This is a genomic window from Thermohalobaculum sp., assembly GCF_058622915.1.
This window is the reverse complement of record NZ_JBZSYN010000032.1, coordinates 1-15,744: the sequence shown is the minus strand read 5'-3', so window position 1 is coordinate 15,744 and position 15,744 is coordinate 1. Positions and strand designations below refer to the sequence as shown.

Genomic DNA, 15,744 nt, shown 5'->3' with positions numbered 1-15,744 from the left:
CCGGCACAAGGAAAAGCCCCGGCACATCGCTGCGCCGGGGCCATCCATTTCGGGCCATCCGTTTCGGGTCGGCCGCGGCTGGGGCTCAGAGCTTGCCCTCGCGCTGCATGGCCATCATGAAGTTGCCGTAGGTGCCCTCGGCCACCTGGTCCCACAGGAACCAGTTGTTGCGCCAGGCCCAGAGGTTGTCGAGCAGCATCTTGAAGTCGGCATGCTGGGCCGACAGCTCCTTGTAGACCTCGATCGAGGCGTTGAAGGCCGCCTCCATGATGTCCTGGCTGAACGGATGCAGCTTGGTGCCCTTGGCCACCAGATCCCGCAGCGCGGCCGGGTTCTTGTGGTCATAGCTGGCCATCATGTCGCAGTTCACCGCCTGGCAGGCCATCGTCAGGATGGACTGGTAGGTCTTGGGCAGGCTATGCCACTTCTTCAGATTGAACATGCAGTGCAGCGTCGGGCCGCCTTCCCACCAGCCGGGATAGTAGTAGTTCGGCGCGACCTTGTAGAAGCCCAGCTTCTCGTCGTCATAGGGGCCGACCCACTCGGTGGCGTCGATCGTGCCCTTCTCCAGCGCCGGGTAGATGTCGCCGCCGGCGATCGACTGCGGCACGACGCCGAGCTTGGCGATGACCTTGCCGCCGAAGCCGCCGATACGGAACTTCAGGCCCTTGAGGTCCTCCAGCCCCTTGATCGGCTTGCGGAACCAGCCGCCCATCTGCGTGCCGGTGTTGCCCGCCGGCAGGCAGTAGAGGTTGTGCTTGCCATAGAACTTGTTCGCCAGCTCGATGCCGCCGCCATAATAGTGCCAGGCGTTCATGCCGCGGTCGTCCAGCGAAAACGGTACCGTGCAGGGCACGGCCCAGGCCGGGTCCTTGCCCCAGTAATAATAGCTGGCGGTGTGGCAGCACTCGACCGTGCCGTTCATCACTGCGTCGGCGGCCTTCAGGCCCGGCACGATCTCGCCGCCGGCGAAGGTCTGGATCTTGAAGTTGCCGTCGGTGGCCTCCTCGACATACTTCGCCACGTTGACCGCCCCGCCGTACAGGGTGTCGAGCGACTTCGGCCACGACGTGGTCATGCGCCAGGTCAGGGTGGGCATGGTCTTGGCGACGGCCGGCGCGGCCACCGCCGTCGCGGCGGCGGCACCGGCGCCCCCGATCGCGGCCTTGGTCAGAAATGAACGACGGTCCATAGGTTCACCTCCCGGTTGTGATTGGTGTTGTCGATGGGTGTCGGGCCCGACAGGCTTGTTTTTCTGAGGTCTCCCGGCCTTTGATTGCCAGCCCTTGCGGCGCCGTTGCGCAACGGCCTGGCGACTCTAGCGGCCGGGTATGCCCTCCGCAAGCGTCTGTTGTGGCGTCCCTATCCGCGCCGGGGCAGCTCAGTCCGCGTGCGGCCGGCGCCCGGCCTGCCGCTCGCGGTGCAGCGTGTAGAGCGCGGCGCCGACGATCACCGCGGCGCCAATCAGGGTGCGGCTGTCCGGCCACTCGCCGAACATGACCAGGCCCAGCGCCCCGGCGAACACCAGCCGGGTGAAGTCGAGCGGCGCCAGGGCGCTGGCCTCGCCCGCCCTGAGCGCGAGGATGTTCATGAACTGTCCGCACGCCGAGACCACGCCGATGGCGAAGAGCAGGAACGCCTCGCCCAGCGTCGGCGTGCGCCAGAAGTACAGCATCGGCAGGAACATCAGCGTGCCGACGCCGATCGCCTGGTAGGACATGATGGTGACGGGCCGGTCCACCCGGGTCAGCTTGCGCACCAGCACCATGACCAGCGCCACCATGGCGGCGCTGACCACCGAGGCCAGCCCGTAGAGGCTGACATGCGTCTGCCCGTGCGGCCACAGGATCACCATCGCCCCGGCGAACCCGATCATGAGCGCCGTCCAGCGCCGTGCCCGCACCACCTCGCCCAGAAGGAACATGCCCGCCACGGTCATGAAGAAGGTCTTGGTGAAGCCCAGCGTCGTCGCCATGGCCAGCGGCAGGTGGATCACGGCGGTAAAGCCCAGGGTCATGGCGCCGAAGGCCAGCACGATGCGCGCTAGCTGCAGGTCGGGCCGCGCCGTGCGCAGCGCGCCGGGGAAGCCGCGCAGGATCACCGGCGAGGCCAGCGCCGCCATCACCAGCTGGCGGAAGAACAGGATCTCGGTGACGTGCAGGTGCTCGCCGGCCAGCTTGATCAGCGCCAGCATGACCGACAGCACCACCGCCCCGGCCAGGTACCAAAGCCCGCCGCGCAGGTTGTCGGGCAGGCGCAGCCAGCGCGCCTGCACGCGGCCGGGCCAGGGCAGCGAGGCGATCTCGGGCGGGGGGTTGAGGGCTGGATCCGGCATGGCCGCGCTAGCCCGCGCCGGGCGCCGCACGCCCCGCGCTCGGAATCGCCGACAGGCTCTCCAGCGTCTCGACGCGGTGCAGCGCCCGGGCCAGGGCCTGCGCCGCCCCGGCCCCGATCACGGGCGCCGCGAGCATGTGAAACTTCGCCTTCATGTCACTGTCCGACAGTGGAAAATCAGGATCGCCGCGGCGCGTCTCCAGGCGCTGGCTGCGGCGCGCGCCGTCGCGGGTGGTGACCGTCACCTCGGCGCCGCGCAAGGCCGGGAAGGCCGCCTCGGCCCGGTCGTCGACGGCCAGCGTCACCCGCGCCATCATGGCGCGCAGCCCGGGTTCGCGCAGCCCGCCGGCCGCGAAGGCGGCGAGGTCCACCGGCCGGCCCAGCGCCGCCAGCGCCACGGTGTAGGGCAGGCTGAACTTGGCCTCGTAGGGCGTCGACGGGTCGGGGGTCTCGCACACCTCGACCGCCGCGCGGTAGGTCGCGACCTCGATGCGCTCGATCGCCTCGGGCGCCAGCTCGCCGGCTAGCGCGCGCATGGCGTCGATGGCGGCGAAGGCGTGGCCGCAGCAGGGATAGGGCTTGATCGTCATGCGCTCGACGGTCCAGGCGCGGCCCAGATCGGCCAGCGCCGCCGGCCAGTCCACCCCGTGGCTCATGGCCGCGCCCAGCCCGCGCGGCGCCTCCAGGATGTCCTTGACGCCGGTGATCCCGGCCCGCGCGCCCATCGCCGCCAGCACCCCGCCCTCGGCGGCGCGCCCGGCATGCAGCGGCTTCGACATGGCGTCGGCCGCGAAGGCCTGGCGCAGCCCGGCGGCGAAGGTCGCGGCGGTGGCCAGCGCATGCGCCGTGCGGGCCGCGTCCAGCCGCATCAGGCAGGCCGCCGCCGTGGCGGCGCCGAACGCCCCGACCGTCCCCGTGGTGTGCCAGAAGCGGTAATGCGCCGGGTTGATCGCCCGCGCGATCCGGTTCGACACCTCGTAGCCCGCGACGATGGCGCCCAGCAACGCGGCGCCCGAGGCCGCTTCGGCCTCGCCGGTGGCCAGCGCCGCGGCGATCACCGAGACGCCCGGGTGGTAGAGCCCGGGGCTGTAGATGTCGTCCACCTCCAGCGTGTGCGCCGCCGTGCCGTTGATCAGCGCCGCGGTGCGCGCATCGGCTCGCGCCCCCTCGGGCAAAAGCCGCGCCGGCCCGCCCGCGGGGCGCAGCGCTGCACGCAACAGCGTCGCCGGCGGCTCGACCGCGCCGGCCAGCGCGCCGCCCCACCAGTCCATGAGGCAGCGCCGCGCCGCGCGCCGCGCGCTCTGGGGCGGCGGGCGGGCGGCGAGGTTTGCAGCGAATTCGGCGAAGGTTTCGACGACGGTCAAGGGCAGTCTCCCGGGCGGCAAGCTGTCACGCTTCGCCGCGGGGAGGTCAAGCAATGCCGCCGCGCCGGGGCGAGATATCGCCCACGCGATGAAGCCGCCGCGATCCGGCGGGCTCAGGCGCGCTCGCGCAGCGCCGCCCAGACGCGGGCGGGGCTCGCCGGCATCTCGAAATGCCTCACCCCCAGCGCGTCGCACACCGCGTTGACCACGCAGACCATCGAGCCCACGGTCCCGGCCTCGCCCACGCCCTTGGCGCCCACGGGGTTGACCTTGGTCGGCACCTCGCGCGTCTCGATGGTGGGCGTGGGCATCATGCGCGCGCGCGGCATGGCATAGTCCATGAAGCTGCCCGTCAGCGGCTGGCCGTCGGCGTCATAGACCAGCCGCTCCATGAGCGACTGGCCCGCGCCCTGGCAGATGCCGCCATGGAACTGCCCGGTCAGCATGGTCAGGTTCATCACCCGGCCGACATCCTCGACCACCGTGTAGCGGCAGATCTCCAGCGCCCCGGTCTCGGGGTCGACCTCGACCTCGCACACATGGCAGCCGTTGGGGAAGGTGACCTTCTCGGGCGTGAAGCTGGACTGGCCGGCCAGCGTCTCGCCGCGGCTCTCGGCCTCGGCGGCGACCTCCGCCAGCCCCACGGCCCTGTCGGTGCCGGCCACCCTAAAGGCACCGTCCCCGAACTCGATGTCGGCGGCGGCGGCCTCCAGCATCCCGGCGGCGATCTCGCGCCCCTTCCCGATCACCGCGCGGATCGCCAGCGTGGTCGAGGAGCCGCCCGTGGGCGTCGAGGCCGAGCCGCCCGAGCCGCGCCCGCCGGGCAGGTCGTCGGTGTCGCCCTGGGCATAGCCGACCTTGTCGCGCGCCAGCCCCAGCGCGCCCGCCACCATGTCGGTGAACATGGTCTCCAGCCCCTGGCCGGTGGACATCACGCCGGCATGGATGGTCGCCGTGCCGTCGCCGTGCACGGTCACCCGCGCATGGTCGGTGCCGGGGTTGAAGAACGGCCCGCCGGCCACCTCGATCGGGTTGGAAAAGCCGATGCCGCGCAGCCGCCCGCGCGCCTCGGCCGCGCTCTTGCGCTCGACGAATCCTTTCAGATCGGCGACTTCAGCGGCATTCTTCATGTTCTGCGCGAACTCGCCGCAGTCGTATTCGAACATGAAGCTGGTGTTCCAGGGCATCGCCTCGGGCGGCACCAGGTTCTTCATGCGCAGCTCGAACGGGTCCGCGCCCAGCTCGCGTGCGGCGAGGTCGATGAGCCGCTCGATCACATAGGTCGCGTCGGGCCGCCCGGCGCCGCGATAGGGCCCCAGCGTGTGCACGTTGGTATAGACCCCGTGCGCCGAAGCCGCGGTCGGGCCGATGCGGTAGACCCCGGAGATGCCGCCAATATTGCCCAGCCCCGCGCCCAGCGTGCGCGCCGAGAGATAGGCGCCGATGCTGAAGTCGAAATGCGCCGTCAGACCCAAAAGCGTGCCGTCGTCGTCGAAGCCAAGCGTCGCCTCGATGGTGGAATCCCGGCCGTGATCGTCGCTCAGGAAGTCCTCGCCGCGCTCGGCGATCCACTTGACCGGCCGGCCCAGCCGGCGCGCCGCGTGCAGGCACAGCACGTCCTCGACATAGGCGCCGGCCTTCATGCCGAACGAGCCGCCGACATCGCGCGAGATCACCTGCACGCCGGCAGGCTCGACGCCGAAGATCCTGGCCAGCGCCGCCTTCAGCCCGTGCGGGCTCTGGTTCGAGGCGTGCAGCACCAGCCGCCCGTCGCGCGCCTCGCCGACGCAGCCGCGCGGCTCCATGGAGGTCACCGCGATGCGGCTGATGTGGCTCTCGAGCGTGACCTTGCGCGGCGCCGCCTCGACCGCCTTGCGCGCCGCGGCCATGTCGCCGCGCTGCCACACGAAGGCGATGTTGTCGGGCACCTCGTCCCAAACGGCGGGCGCGCCCTCGGCCTTGGCGGCGCGGGCGGTGACCACCACGGGCGCGTCCTCGATGTCGATCTCGACCAGCTCGGCCGCGTCGCGCGCCGCCTCGCGGCTCTCGGCCACCACGAAGGCCACCCCCTCGCCGGTGAAGCGCGCGCGGCCCTTGGCCAGCACCGGGCGCGCCGCCTGGAAGGCCGGCTCGCCGTTCGTCATCGGCAGCGTCACGCCGCACAGCAGATGCGTCGGCGCGTCCTCGGCCTCCAGCTCGGCCGCCGTCCACACCCCCACGACGCCGGGCGCCTCGCGCGCGGCTTGCGCGTCCACCGAGCGGATCGCGCCGGGCAGGGGCGCGCGCACCAGCACGGCATGGGCCATGCCGTCGAGCCGCAGGTCGTCGACATAGCGCCCGCGCCCCGCGACCAGCCGCGCGTCCTCGATCCGCCCCTGAAACCTGGCGTGCCTCATGGCCTCACTCCCTCGCTGGCGTCCGTTCTGTTCGCTGCCCCGGCCTTGCGCCCGGGGCCCAGGGTCGTCCGGTCTGTGTCGGGGAGGTCCCGGCTCGGGGCCGGGACCCGTGGCGTGCTAGCGCCCCTCGAAATGGGGCTTGCGCTTGTCCATGAAGGCGCGGCGGCCTTCCTTGTAGTCCTCCGAGGCGAAGCAGGCCGCGACCATGTCGTCACAGCCCACATGGTCGCGGTCCGCGGCGTCGGCCAGCGCCTGGTTGGAGATGTATTTCATCGCCCGGATCGTCAATGGCGCGTTTGCGGCGATCTCCTTGGCGATCTCCTCGACGGCGGCTTCCAGCCGGGCCGAGGGCACCATCTCCTGCACCAGCCCCATGGCCAGCGCGTGCCCGGCGTCGATGCGCCGGGCGGTGTACATCAGGAACCGGGCATTGCCCACGCCCACCGCGTTGATCAGCCGCTGGATCGCCTCGAGCGGGTAGCCCAGCGCCAGCTTCGCCGCCGGCATGCCGAAGCTCGCCTTGTCCGAGCAGATGCGCAGGTCGGCGCAGCAGGCCAGGTTCAGCCCGCCGCCGATGCAATAGCCCTCGATCATGGCGACCACCGGCTTGGCGAACGCCTCGATGCGGGCATAGACCGCGCGCGTGCGCCGGTTGTAGTGCGCCTGCGCCTCCGCCGTGCCGCGGCTCTTCTCGAACTCCGAGATGTCGGCGCCCGAGACGAAGGACTTGCCGCCTGTGCCCGAGAGCACCAGCACCCGGATCGCGTCGTCGGCCTCGAACTCGGCGAGGATGCGCTCGGCCGCCTCCCACATCTCGACCGACACCGCGTTGCGCTTGTCGGGGTTGTTGAAGACCATGTGGCCCACGGCGCCCTCGCGCCGGGCGAGCATCTTGTCGGTCATGGCTGGCCTCATCTCGAACGATGTTGCGCTAGATGATGTTGCGTTCGCGTAGCGCGGCGATGGCGTCCCCGTCGAGGCCGAGCTCGGCGAGGATCTCGTCGGTGTGCTCGCCGCGGTCGGGCGGGCGGGCGGCCATGGCCGTGGGCGTGCGGCTCATGGCGATCGGCTGGCCGACGAGGCGCGTCGGCCCGAAGGGCAGGGTGTCGATGTCCGCCGCCAGCCCCAGGTGCTCGACCTGCGGGTCGGCAAACACCTGGTCCACCCGGTAGGCCGGCCCGCTCGGCACACCGGCCTCGAGCAGCGTCTCGACCAGCTCGCGCGAGGTCCACTCCGCGGTCGCCTCGGCGATCGCCGCGTTCAGCGCCTCGCGGTTCTCCTTGCGCTTGTACTGGTCGGCATAGCGGGCGTCCGCGACCCACTCGGGATGGCCCAGCGCCTCGGCAAAGCGCTGCCAGATGCGCTCGCCCGACACCGCGATGTTCACCGCGCCGTCCTCGGTCGGGTAGAGGTTGGTGGGCACCGAGGTCGGGTGCTCGTTGCCCATCTGCGGCGGCACCTCGCGGCTGACCAGCCAGCGTGCCGCCTGGAAGTCCAGCATGGCGATCTGCGCGGCCAGCAGCGAGGTGTTGATCCACTGCCCCTGGCCCGACTTCTCGCGCTCGATCAGCGCGATCAGCACGCCCTGGGCGGCGAAGTGCCCGGCCGTGAGATCTGCGACGGGGATGCCCACGCGCATCGGCCCGCCGCCGGGCGCGCCGGTGACCGACATCAGCCCGCCCATGCCCTGGGCGATCTGGTCGAAGCCAGGCCGCCCGGCATAGGGCCCGTCCTGCCCGAACCCCGAGATCGAGGCCAGGATGACGCGCGGATTGACCTTCTGCAGGTCCTCATAGGCGATGCCCAGGCGGTGCTTCACGTCGGGCCTGAAGTTCTCCACCACCACGTCCGCGTGCTCGACCAGGCGCAGGAACAGCGCGCGCCCGTCCGCCTCCTTGAGGTTCAGCGTCAGGCTGCGCTTGTTGCGGTGCAGGTTCTGGAAGTCCGAGGTGGGGCGCCCCGCGCCCAGCGCCCCGTCGGCCTCCAGCGCCGCGGGCATCTCGATCTTGATCACGTCGGCGCCCCAGTCGGCGAGCTGGCGCACGCAGGTCGGCCCCGAGCGCACGCGCGTCAGGTCCAGCACCCGGATATGGTCGAGCGCGGTCGAGGCCGGCCGGTGGGGCATGCGCGTCTCCCTGCTGGCGCCGTGCCGCCCGTGCGCGGCGCCTCCTTGCCCGGTACTTTACGGAACCCCCGCCCGCAGGCAACGGCGAAACCGCAGGCTTTCGCGGGGCGGAAAGGTCATCAGGGTGGTGATGGCGCCCTTCACCGCGCCTTGCACCAGAACTGGTACATGGCCGCGAACGCGGTCGGGTGCGCCGCCTCGAAGGCGTCCCAGGCGGCGAGGTCGCGCTCGGCCGCAGGGTCGGGGAAGCGGGCGCGGAAGGCCCGGCGGATCGAGGCCGAGGGCAGCTCGAAGCCCAGGAAGTCGAGCTCCAGCGCCTCCAGCGCCCGCGCCACGCGGGGCAGGTCGAAGCGCACCTCGTGGACGTGGAAGAACAGGTCGCGGCAGCCCGAGAGCGAAAAGAAGTCCGCGCTTTGCGTGAAGGGGTGCACCGGCGACTCCGCGGGCAGGGCGCGCAGCGCGGTGCGCGCGGCACGGATGCCCTCGGGCGTGGGCTTCAGCCCCAGCCGCGCGATCTCGGCGCGCGCCGCCACCACCCCCTCGCGCGCCCGCGCGCTGTAGAGCGCGATGCGCATCAGCCCGCCCGGCGCCACCAGCCCGCGCAGCACGCGCCAGCCGGCCTCGGGGTCGGCCATGTGGTGCAGCGTGCCCGAGCACTCGACCAGGTCGAAGCGCCGCCCCAGCCCCGCCAGCCCCAGGATGTCCGCCTGCGCGAAGGCGATGTTGCCGACGCCAAAGTCCCGCGCCTGCCGCGCGGCATAGCCGAGCGCGGCGCGGCTGAGGTCGAGCGCCAGCACCTCAGCCCCGGCATAGCGGGTGGCGGTGGCCAGCGCGTGCCGCCCGGTGCCGCAGCCCGCCACCAGCACGCGCGGCGCCTCGGCCACCGGCGGCAGCGGCCCGGGCAGGAGGCGACCGAGCACCTGGCCCAGCGGGCGGGCCGGGCGCCGCGGCAGGCGCCGCCAGCGCGGATAGGCATTGGCCTCGTACTGCGCCTGCACCTGCTGCGAGGTGGCGTCGTCAATGGCGGTCAGCGCCGGCAGCCCGGCTGCAAGCTCGGCCTCCTCGCGCGGCTCGACCAGCGCGCGGCGCATCAGCGTGCGACGCGGCCCCTGCGGCAGCGCGGCCACGCCCTCGGCCAGCGCCTCGACCTGCGGCAGCGCGCCCAGCGGGCGGTAGAGCGCGTGGACGAGGAGCCCCATATCGCGCGGGTCGGTCGCCTCGGGCGGCGTGGCCTCCAGCCGCGCGCGCTCCTCGGCCGTCTCGGCCCAGGCCCACTCGCCCATCTGCGCCTGCAGCGCCACGGTCGCGACCGCCTCGGCGTCGGCGGGGGTATCGGCCAGCCAGTCCCGCCTCAGCCCGGCCAGCAGCCCCTCCACGCCCGCGTCGGGCAACAGCGCGTCGCTCATCAGCGCGCGGAAGAAGGGCTCGGCCAGCGCCGCGCCGATCTCGTCGGGCGCCGCCCGCAGCAGCGCCGCACCCGCCCGGGCCAGCCGTTGCAGGTCGACGCCCGCATCCTCGCCCAGCGCCGCCAGCGCCCGGGCCAGCCGGGGCCCCGCGCGCGCCGGCGCAGCCGCGGCCATCCCCGAGACCAGCCGCTCGCGCAGCGCCGCATTGCCGGGCTCGGCCAGGCAGGCGCCGGCCAGCTCCTCCAGCCCGGCCTCCTCCTCGCCCAGCTCGACCAGCGCGGCGCCCAGGTTGGCGCGCGCCACGGCATAGCCGGGCCGCAGCGCCACGGCGCGGCGCCAGCTCTCGGCGGCCTCGCGCCGCTTGCCCGCGGCGTTCAGCGCGGCGCCCAGGTTGTTGTGCGCCTCGGCGATGCCCGGCGCGGTGCGGATCACTGCGCCGTAGGCCGCGGTCGCCTCGGCCAGCCTTCCCGCGCGGAACAGCGCGTCCGCCCGGCGCAACGCCGCCACCAGCCCGGCGGCGCCGGGGTCGGGCGGGGTCGGCCGGCCGGGGGGCTGTCGTGGGGGCTGTCGTGGGGGCATGATCCGCCTTCGTGCTTCGTGCTGGTGGCCGGCGCGGCCCGGCCGTCGGGGCGCGAGGCTAAGGCGGCCGGGCGCGCCTTGCCAAGCGTCATTGCCAAGCGTCATTGCCAGGCGCCATCGCCAGGCGCCATCGCCAGGCGCCATCGCCAAGCGTCTTCGCGGGCGGGCAGGGGTCGGCCGGCCGGATGCCGGGGCAACGCCATTGACTTGCCTCCCCGCGCTCCGGTCTCATAAGAAACCGGGGCGCGCGCGCCCCGCCGGCCGGAAAGGCGACCCGGAAAGGCGACGCCGATGCAGCGCAGGCCCGCAGGACTCACCGTCACGCCCATCTCCGGCGCGCTCGGCGCCGAGGTCGCCGGCATCGACCTCGCCCGCCTCGGCGACGCCGGCTTCGCCGCGGTGCACGCGGCCTTCCTCGCCCACCAGGTGCTGGTGTTCCGCGACCAGCACCTCTCCTCGGTCGACTACCTCGCGGTGGCGCGGCGCTTCGGCACGCCGATCCCCTATCCCTTCGCCACCGGGCTCGAGGGCCACCCCGAGATCACCACCATCATCAAGGAGCCGCACCAGACCTCGAACTTCGGCGGCATGTGGCACTCGGACACCACCTACAAGGCCCGCCCGCCCAAGGCGACCATGCTGATGGCGGTCGACACCCCGCCCGCCGGCGGCGACACCATCTTCGCCTGCCAGTACCAAGCCTATGACACGCTGTCGGACGGGATGAAGGCGATCCTGCGCGGGCTCCACGGCATCTCCAGCTCGGCCAAGAACGCCGCGGCGCTGCGCGGCGCGCACCTGGCCACCGGCTCGATGAAGGCGGCCGAGCGCGCGGGCGAGGTGCTCACCGCCACCCACCCCGCGGTGCGCCGCCATCCCGAGACCGGGCGCCCGGCGCTGTTCGTCAACCGCTCGCACACGGTGGCGTTTGCCGAGCTGACGCCCCAGGAAAGCGCGCCGATGCTCGACTACCTGTTCGACCACCAGACCCGGCCCGAGCTCACCGCGCGCGTGCGCTGGACGCCCGGCACCGTGGTGATCTGGGACAACCGTTCGTCGCAGCACTGCGCCATCAACGACTATGACGGCCGGCGCCGCGAGATGTGGCGCATCACGCTGGAAGGCGACGCGCCCGCCGGACCCGGCTGAGCCGCCTCAGGCCGGGCCCCGGCACGCCGGATCGCTCCCGGCCGCCCGGGCGCGTTCCTCCGCCTCGCCGGTCCGCGCCCCGGCCCCAGCGCCCCGGCCCCAGCGCCCCGGCCCCAGCGACCCGGCCCCCCGCGCCCCGCCTCCCGCGACGTCCGCCCCTAGACCAGCGACGCCTTCAGCGTCACCTCGATCGCGCCCAGGGCCTGCGACACCGGGCACTCGCGCTTGGCCTTCTCGGCCAGCTCCTTGAACGCCTCTCCGTCGATCCCCGGCACCTTGGCCTCAAGCGTCAGGGCGCTGCCGGTGATGCCCTTGCCCGGCACCAGCTCGACCACCGCCCGGGCCTCCAGCCGCTCGGCCGGCGTGCCGTTGTTGGCCAGGAAGGCCGAGAGCTGCATGGCATAGCAGCCCGCATGGGCCGCCGCGATCAGTTCCTCGGGGTTGGTCGCCCCGCTCGGCCGCTCGTCCTCGAAGCGCGAGGCGAAGGAATAGCGCTGGCTCCTCAACACCCCGCTCTGGGTCTCGAGCGTGCCGCCGCCCTCCTTCAGCGTGCCCTGCCAGACTGCCGTCGCATGGCGCTTCATCGCCGTCTCCTTCCCGGTTGCTTGGCCCTCCCGCCAGCAGCTAGCGCCCGCGGCCCCGCCGGCAACGGGCGCTCAGCGCGGCCCGCCCAGGATGACCGCGGCGCCGGCCAGGCACAGCGCGGCGCCGGCCAGGTCCCAGCGGTCCGGCCGCACGCCCTCGACCAGCCACAGCCAGCCCAGCGAGGCGGCAATGTAGATCCCGCCATAGGCGGCATAGGCGCGCCCCGCGGCCAGCGCATCCACCCGCGTCAGCAGGAAGGCGAACAGCGCCAGCGAGGCCATCCCCGGCGCCACCCACCAGGCCGACCGGCCCAGCCTCAGCCAGGCCCAGAAGGCGAAGCAGCCGGCGATCTCGGCCAGCGCGGCGGCCAGGTACGCGGCGATGGTCTGCATCGCGCCCTCCCCGGATCCGGCGCTGGCGCCCCGCCGCTCAGAAGCGGATCGGCAGCGACACGCCGAACGACAGGTCGGGGGTGTCGTCGGTCATGCCCACGGCGCCGGTCAGGCTCAGGAACACCCCCCGCGTCAGCAGGATGCCGGTGCCCAGCTGGAACGTGCCCAGCGTGGCCGACGTGCCGCCTATCTTCGGGCCGTCGATCTGGTAGTCGCTGACGAAAGACAAGTTGAACGCCGCGGTCATCGAGATTGCCGGCGTCACCGCCAGGCTGGCGCCGACGCCGAAGCCGATGGTGTCGCCCGGCTGGCGCTCTGCGCCGTTGAAGCTGCGCTCGAAGGCATGCGCATAGGAGACGTTGCCGAAGAAGGCGATCGGATCGATGGTCTTGAGCGCCGAGATCGACCCGGCAATCTGGTGGAAGCCCGAGCCGATCGGCACGTTGCTGTCCGTGAAGTCCTCGCCGGTCGGTGCCGTGTATTGCAGGCTGGCCACGATCGAGGGCCAGGTGCCGTTCTGCACCATCAGGCTCTTCCACACCGCCAGGCTGACATCGCCCAGGCCGGTGTTGTCGCCCACGCCCTGCACGTCGCGATAGCCGAACGGGGCGACCGCACCCAGCATCCAGCCGCCGGGCAGGCCGACGCGCGCGTCGAGCGAGCCGGTATAGAGGTCCTGCCGCGTGTGGGCGCTGTTGCTGCCGGTGTGCGTCCAGGCGAAGCCGGGCGCGATCTCGACCTTCCAGGGCGGCAGCACCGCGGTGCCGCGGCGCACCAGCGCGCGCTCCAGCGCCCGCTGCTGCTCCTCGGTGCCGGGCCCGGCGGGCGGCGGCGGCGAGGGCTTGGCCGCGGGGGCCGGCTGGGCGGCGCCGTTGGTGCTGGCGAGCTCGGCCTCCAGCGTGTTGATGCGCTGCTTGAGCAGGGCGTTGATCTGCTGCTGCGCCGCCAGCTCGGCCTTGAGCTCCTCGACCGATTTGCCGCCCGATGTCTTGTCCGCGCCTTTCTGCGTGGCGGTCTTGTCGGCGGCAGGCTGGCCGGCGGTGCTCTCGCCGGCGGCCCAGGCGGGGGCGGGCGCGGCCAGCGCCAGCGCCGCCAGGATCAGGGCGGCCCTCATTTCTTGCCCTTCAGCATCACGAACGCCATGCCGTTCATCCAGACCTCCTCGAAGTGCTTGCGCGACATGGTGCGGTTGCCGAAGGCGGGGTCGGCGATGTGCACCTCGCCATCGGGGGACACCCCCTTGATCACCACGTAGTGGTGGTAGCCGTGGAAGTTGATCGGCACGATCGGGCCGTCGAAATAGCGCACGTCGTTGAAGCTCAGGTCCTGAAAGCCGATCGCCTTGTAGCCGCGCTCCTGGGCATAGCGCTTCATGTCGAGCATGGAGAAGCCGCCGCGGTAGCGCACCTTCAGGGGCTTGGTCTGGCGCAACAGGCCGCTGGCGACCTGGCGCTCGGTCACCGGGTCGTGGAAGGTATAGGTGAACACCGTGGCCATGGCCGCGGCGCCGCAGCTCGTGTCCCATTTCTGGATGACGACGCCGCGATCGCGAATCTCCTTGAGCGAGGTGACGAAGCCGTGCGCCGGCACCCCCGTGAGGAGGAGCAAGCCGAGCGCGGCTGCCACTGCTCTTCGCATGCCTGCCTCGTCGTCTGCCTCGACGGCGTTCGGCGCCGTGCCTTGCCGCGAGCCTGTTGCCTCAATTGTTTAGCCCAGACGGCGCCCCCTGCCTAGCGCCCGCGCCGTCGCACGCGCCGGCTGTGACTGTTTTGCCGCCCGAGCCCGTCACCCCCGGCCTGCGCCGCGCCGCAGCAGGTCCTGCCTGCCAAAAGGAAGGGGCGGCCGAAACCGCCCCCTCGGCAAGTTGCCGGACCCCTCAGCAGGTAGAGCCACTGAGGCAGAAAGCCGCGCTATTGGAGTCAGGCTGGTTGGTCGTCAACGGCCGGTCCGCCGTCACGTCCCCGACAGCCCGGTACGGCCCGTTCGGGGGGACCAGGGTATCGGTCTCGGTCGTCTGCGGCGCGTAGGATCCCGCCACGACCTTGTCCATCTGGGCATTCGTCATCACGGTGGGCGCCTTGATCGTGGCGGCGTGGTCGCCCGTCCCGCCTGCATACGCAAAGCCGGTCATACCGAGTGCGGCCGCGGCGAGAGTCACTGTGAACAGCTTCATGTCCGGTTCCTCCTCGGATGTGTGCTTGCAGTAAACTTGCCTAGCACGGGCGGCCGCGAGCCGGAATATTGCCCCGATCACATGTTCTTGAAATAATCATGCCGCCACGCGGCAGTATCGCCACGTCGCTGCCGGGCGGCAACTTCATGGCAGCGAAGTATTTTCAACCAAGACACATATGCGCACCGGTGAAAACAACTCGCGGTTTATCCAGACCGCCCCGCCGCCCGCCTGGCGAAAAAAGAGCGCGGCCGAAGCCGCCCACGACAACAGAACGGGCGAGGCCGCGGCCCCGCCCGTGGATGCTGGTATTGCCGCGTTCGTCCGCCTTAGAGTAGGCCGTTACACCCGCCGCTGAGCCCCGACGCGCCGTTGCACATGCCCTGATCGGGCGGCAGCGGAGGCGCCACGGTCTGATCCGCACTGCCCGCCACGACGGTGTAGTAAGACGCTTCAGGAGCTGCTTCGAAGAAGTAAACCTCGAACAGTTCGTTTGAATTGACGGGGTTGTAGAGATTGCCCGCGACGACGTTGGCCATCTGGGAATTCGTCAACAGGGTGGGCGCCTTCATCGTGGCGACGTGGCCGCCGGCATCGCCCGCATACGCAAAGCCGGTCATACCGAGTGCGGCCGCAGCGAGAGTCACTGTAAACAGCTTCATGTCCGGGTACCTCCTCGGATCGGTGCTTGCAGCAAGAATTGCCTGCGTAACACGAGAGGCCTGCGCACCGAAACCCTGTCCCGCTCACGTGTTCTTGAAATAATCATGACGGCATGCGGCAGTATTGCCACAGTGTTGCCGGGCGGCAACTTCAACGTAGCGGAATATTTTTAATTGAAACGCGTATCCGCGCCACCACAAACAACTGTCGGTTGATCCGCCCCGCCGCCACGCCCGCCCGGCGCAAGTGAAGAGGGCGGCCGCAGCCGCCCTTTCCGCATCCGCCGTCGAGGCGAGCCGGGGCACGGCGCCCTGCGCCGCGACCGAGTGTCAGTCGCAGGGTATGGTAGAAGTCGCACCGCTTCCTGCAAAGCCATTAGCATGCCCGGCGTAGGGGATTATGCAGGTGCCGAGAGCGGGTATATCGAGGAGGCCAACATTAGTCTCGGGAGCATTGCCGTAATTATACAGCACGTACGTACCCACGGCACCCGCCACGACCTTCTCCATCTGCGCATCGCTCAGGAGCTTCGGGCTCTTGGCCTCGCCCGCGAAGGCCAGGCCGGACACGCCGATCGC

General features: G+C 71.6%; 15 protein-coding genes. 1 reads left to right on the top strand and 14 read right to left on the bottom strand.

The features are described from left to right. Positions 1-85: 85 nt before the first annotated feature. The 7 genes from AC32QD_RS02940 to AC32QD_RS02910 all read right to left on the bottom strand — a co-directional run bounded on the left by AC32QD_RS02940 (position 86) and on the right by AC32QD_RS02910 (position 10,204). Positions 86-1,192 (bottom strand): TRAP transporter substrate-binding protein, encoded by a 1,107-nt coding sequence (locus tag AC32QD_RS02940; protein ID WP_492008987.1) that lies wholly within the window; start codon positions 1,190-1,192, stop codon positions 86-88. A gap of 189 nt (positions 1,193-1,381) precedes the next feature. Next, positions 1,382-2,335 (bottom strand): DMT family transporter, encoded by a 954-nt coding sequence (locus AC32QD_RS02935; RefSeq protein WP_492008986.1) that lies wholly within the window; start codon positions 2,333-2,335, stop codon positions 1,382-1,384. A gap of 7 nt (positions 2,336-2,342) precedes the next feature. After that, positions 2,343-3,698 (bottom strand): MmgE/PrpD family protein, encoded by a 1,356-nt coding sequence (locus AC32QD_RS02930; protein WP_492008985.1) that lies wholly within the window; start codon positions 3,696-3,698, stop codon positions 2,343-2,345. A gap of 113 nt (positions 3,699-3,811) precedes the next feature. Further along, positions 3,812-6,094, bottom strand: a complete 2,283-nt coding sequence (locus AC32QD_RS02925; protein ID WP_492008984.1) for a xanthine dehydrogenase family protein molybdopterin-binding subunit — start codon at positions 6,092-6,094, stop codon at positions 3,812-3,814. A gap of 117 nt (positions 6,095-6,211) precedes the next feature. Next, positions 6,212-6,997 (bottom strand): enoyl-CoA hydratase, encoded by a 786-nt coding sequence (locus AC32QD_RS02920; RefSeq protein WP_492008983.1) that lies wholly within the window; start codon positions 6,995-6,997, stop codon positions 6,212-6,214. 28 nt (positions 6,998-7,025) lie between these two features. Beyond that, positions 7,026-8,219, bottom strand: a complete 1,194-nt coding sequence (locus tag AC32QD_RS02915) for a CaiB/BaiF CoA transferase family protein (RefSeq protein WP_492008982.1) — start codon at positions 8,217-8,219, stop codon at positions 7,026-7,028. A gap of 140 nt (positions 8,220-8,359) precedes the next feature. Further along, a complete protein-coding gene (locus AC32QD_RS02910; RefSeq protein ID WP_492008981.1) occupies positions 8,360-10,204 on the bottom strand; it encodes a methyltransferase domain-containing protein in 1,845 nt (614 codons plus the stop codon). Between the two features lie 291 nt (positions 10,205-10,495). Between AC32QD_RS02910 and AC32QD_RS02905 the strand changes: the two genes are divergently transcribed. Next, complete coding sequence (locus tag AC32QD_RS02905; protein ID WP_492008980.1) at positions 10,496-11,353, top strand: TauD/TfdA dioxygenase family protein; 858 nt, start codon at positions 10,496-10,498, stop codon at positions 11,351-11,353. Positions 11,354-11,511: 158 nt separating this feature from the next. Here AC32QD_RS02905 and AC32QD_RS02900 read toward each other — a convergent pair whose 3' ends face one another. The 7 genes from AC32QD_RS02900 to AC32QD_RS02870 all read right to left on the bottom strand — a co-directional run. Further along, positions 11,512-11,937, bottom strand: coding sequence for an OsmC family protein (locus tag AC32QD_RS02900; protein ID WP_492008979.1), 426 nt, complete (start codon positions 11,935-11,937; stop codon positions 11,512-11,514). Between the two features lie 72 nt (positions 11,938-12,009). Continuing rightward, on the bottom strand, positions 12,010-12,330 hold the full coding sequence (locus AC32QD_RS02895; protein ID WP_492008978.1) for a YnfA family protein: 321 nt from the start codon (positions 12,328-12,330) through the stop codon (positions 12,010-12,012). A 37-nt stretch (positions 12,331-12,367) separates the two neighbouring features. Further along, a complete protein-coding gene (locus tag AC32QD_RS02890; RefSeq protein ID WP_492008977.1) occupies positions 12,368-13,444 on the bottom strand; it encodes a transporter in 1,077 nt (358 codons plus the stop codon). After that, a complete protein-coding gene (locus tag AC32QD_RS02885) occupies positions 13,441-13,968 on the bottom strand; it encodes a C39 family peptidase (RefSeq protein WP_492008976.1) in 528 nt (175 codons plus the stop codon). The genes AC32QD_RS02890 and AC32QD_RS02885 overlap by 4 nt, the downstream gene beginning before the upstream one ends. Before the next feature lie 238 nt (positions 13,969-14,206). Further along, positions 14,207-14,503 (bottom strand): hypothetical protein, encoded by a 297-nt coding sequence (locus tag AC32QD_RS02880; RefSeq protein ID WP_492008975.1) that lies wholly within the window; start codon positions 14,501-14,503, stop codon positions 14,207-14,209. 329 nt (positions 14,504-14,832) lie between these two features. Next, positions 14,833-15,165, bottom strand: a complete 333-nt coding sequence (locus tag AC32QD_RS02875; RefSeq protein ID WP_492008974.1) for a hypothetical protein — start codon at positions 15,163-15,165, stop codon at positions 14,833-14,835. A 330-nt stretch (positions 15,166-15,495) separates the two neighbouring features. Continuing rightward, positions 15,496-15,744 (bottom strand): hypothetical protein (locus tag AC32QD_RS02870; RefSeq protein ID WP_492008973.1); only part of this gene is annotated, 249 nt, incomplete at its 5' end.

Bases quoted from the DNA above. Each gene is read 5' to 3' on its own strand.
- AC32QD_RS02940 (WP_492008987.1), bottom strand. From the start codon at position 1,192: ATGGACCGTCGTTCATTTCTGACCAAGGCCGCGATCGGGGGCGCCGGT.
- AC32QD_RS02935 (WP_492008986.1), bottom strand. From the start codon at position 2,335: ATGCCGGATCCAGCCCTCAACCCCCCGCCCGAGATCGCCTCGCTGCCC.
- AC32QD_RS02925 (WP_492008984.1), bottom strand. From the start codon at position 6,094: ATGAGGCACGCCAGGTTTCAGGGGCGGATCGAGGACGCGCGGCTGGTC.
- AC32QD_RS02920 (WP_492008983.1), bottom strand. From the start codon at position 6,997: ATGACCGACAAGATGCTCGCCCGGCGCGAGGGCGCCGTGGGCCACATG.
- AC32QD_RS02915 (WP_492008982.1), bottom strand. From the start codon at position 8,219: ATGCCCCACCGGCCGGCCTCGACCGCGCTCGACCATATCCGGGTGCTG.
- AC32QD_RS02910 (WP_492008981.1), bottom strand. From the start codon at position 10,204: ATGCCCCCACGACAGCCCCCACGACAGCCCCCCGGCCGGCCGACCCCG.
- AC32QD_RS02905 (WP_492008980.1), top strand. From the start codon at position 10,496: ATGCAGCGCAGGCCCGCAGGACTCACCGTCACGCCCATCTCCGGCGCG.
- AC32QD_RS02900 (WP_492008979.1), bottom strand. From the start codon at position 11,937: ATGAAGCGCCATGCGACGGCAGTCTGGCAGGGCACGCTGAAGGAGGGC.
- AC32QD_RS02895 (WP_492008978.1), bottom strand. From the start codon at position 12,330: ATGCAGACCATCGCCGCGTACCTGGCCGCCGCGCTGGCCGAGATCGCC.
- AC32QD_RS02890 (WP_492008977.1), bottom strand. From the start codon at position 13,444: ATGAGGGCCGCCCTGATCCTGGCGGCGCTGGCGCTGGCCGCGCCCGCC.
- AC32QD_RS02885 (WP_492008976.1), bottom strand. From the start codon at position 13,968: ATGCGAAGAGCAGTGGCAGCCGCGCTCGGCTTGCTCCTCCTCACGGGG.
- AC32QD_RS02880 (WP_492008975.1), bottom strand. From the start codon at position 14,503: ATGAAGCTGTTCACAGTGACTCTCGCCGCGGCCGCACTCGGTATGACC.
- AC32QD_RS02875 (WP_492008974.1), bottom strand. From the start codon at position 15,165: ATGAAGCTGTTTACAGTGACTCTCGCTGCGGCCGCACTCGGTATGACC.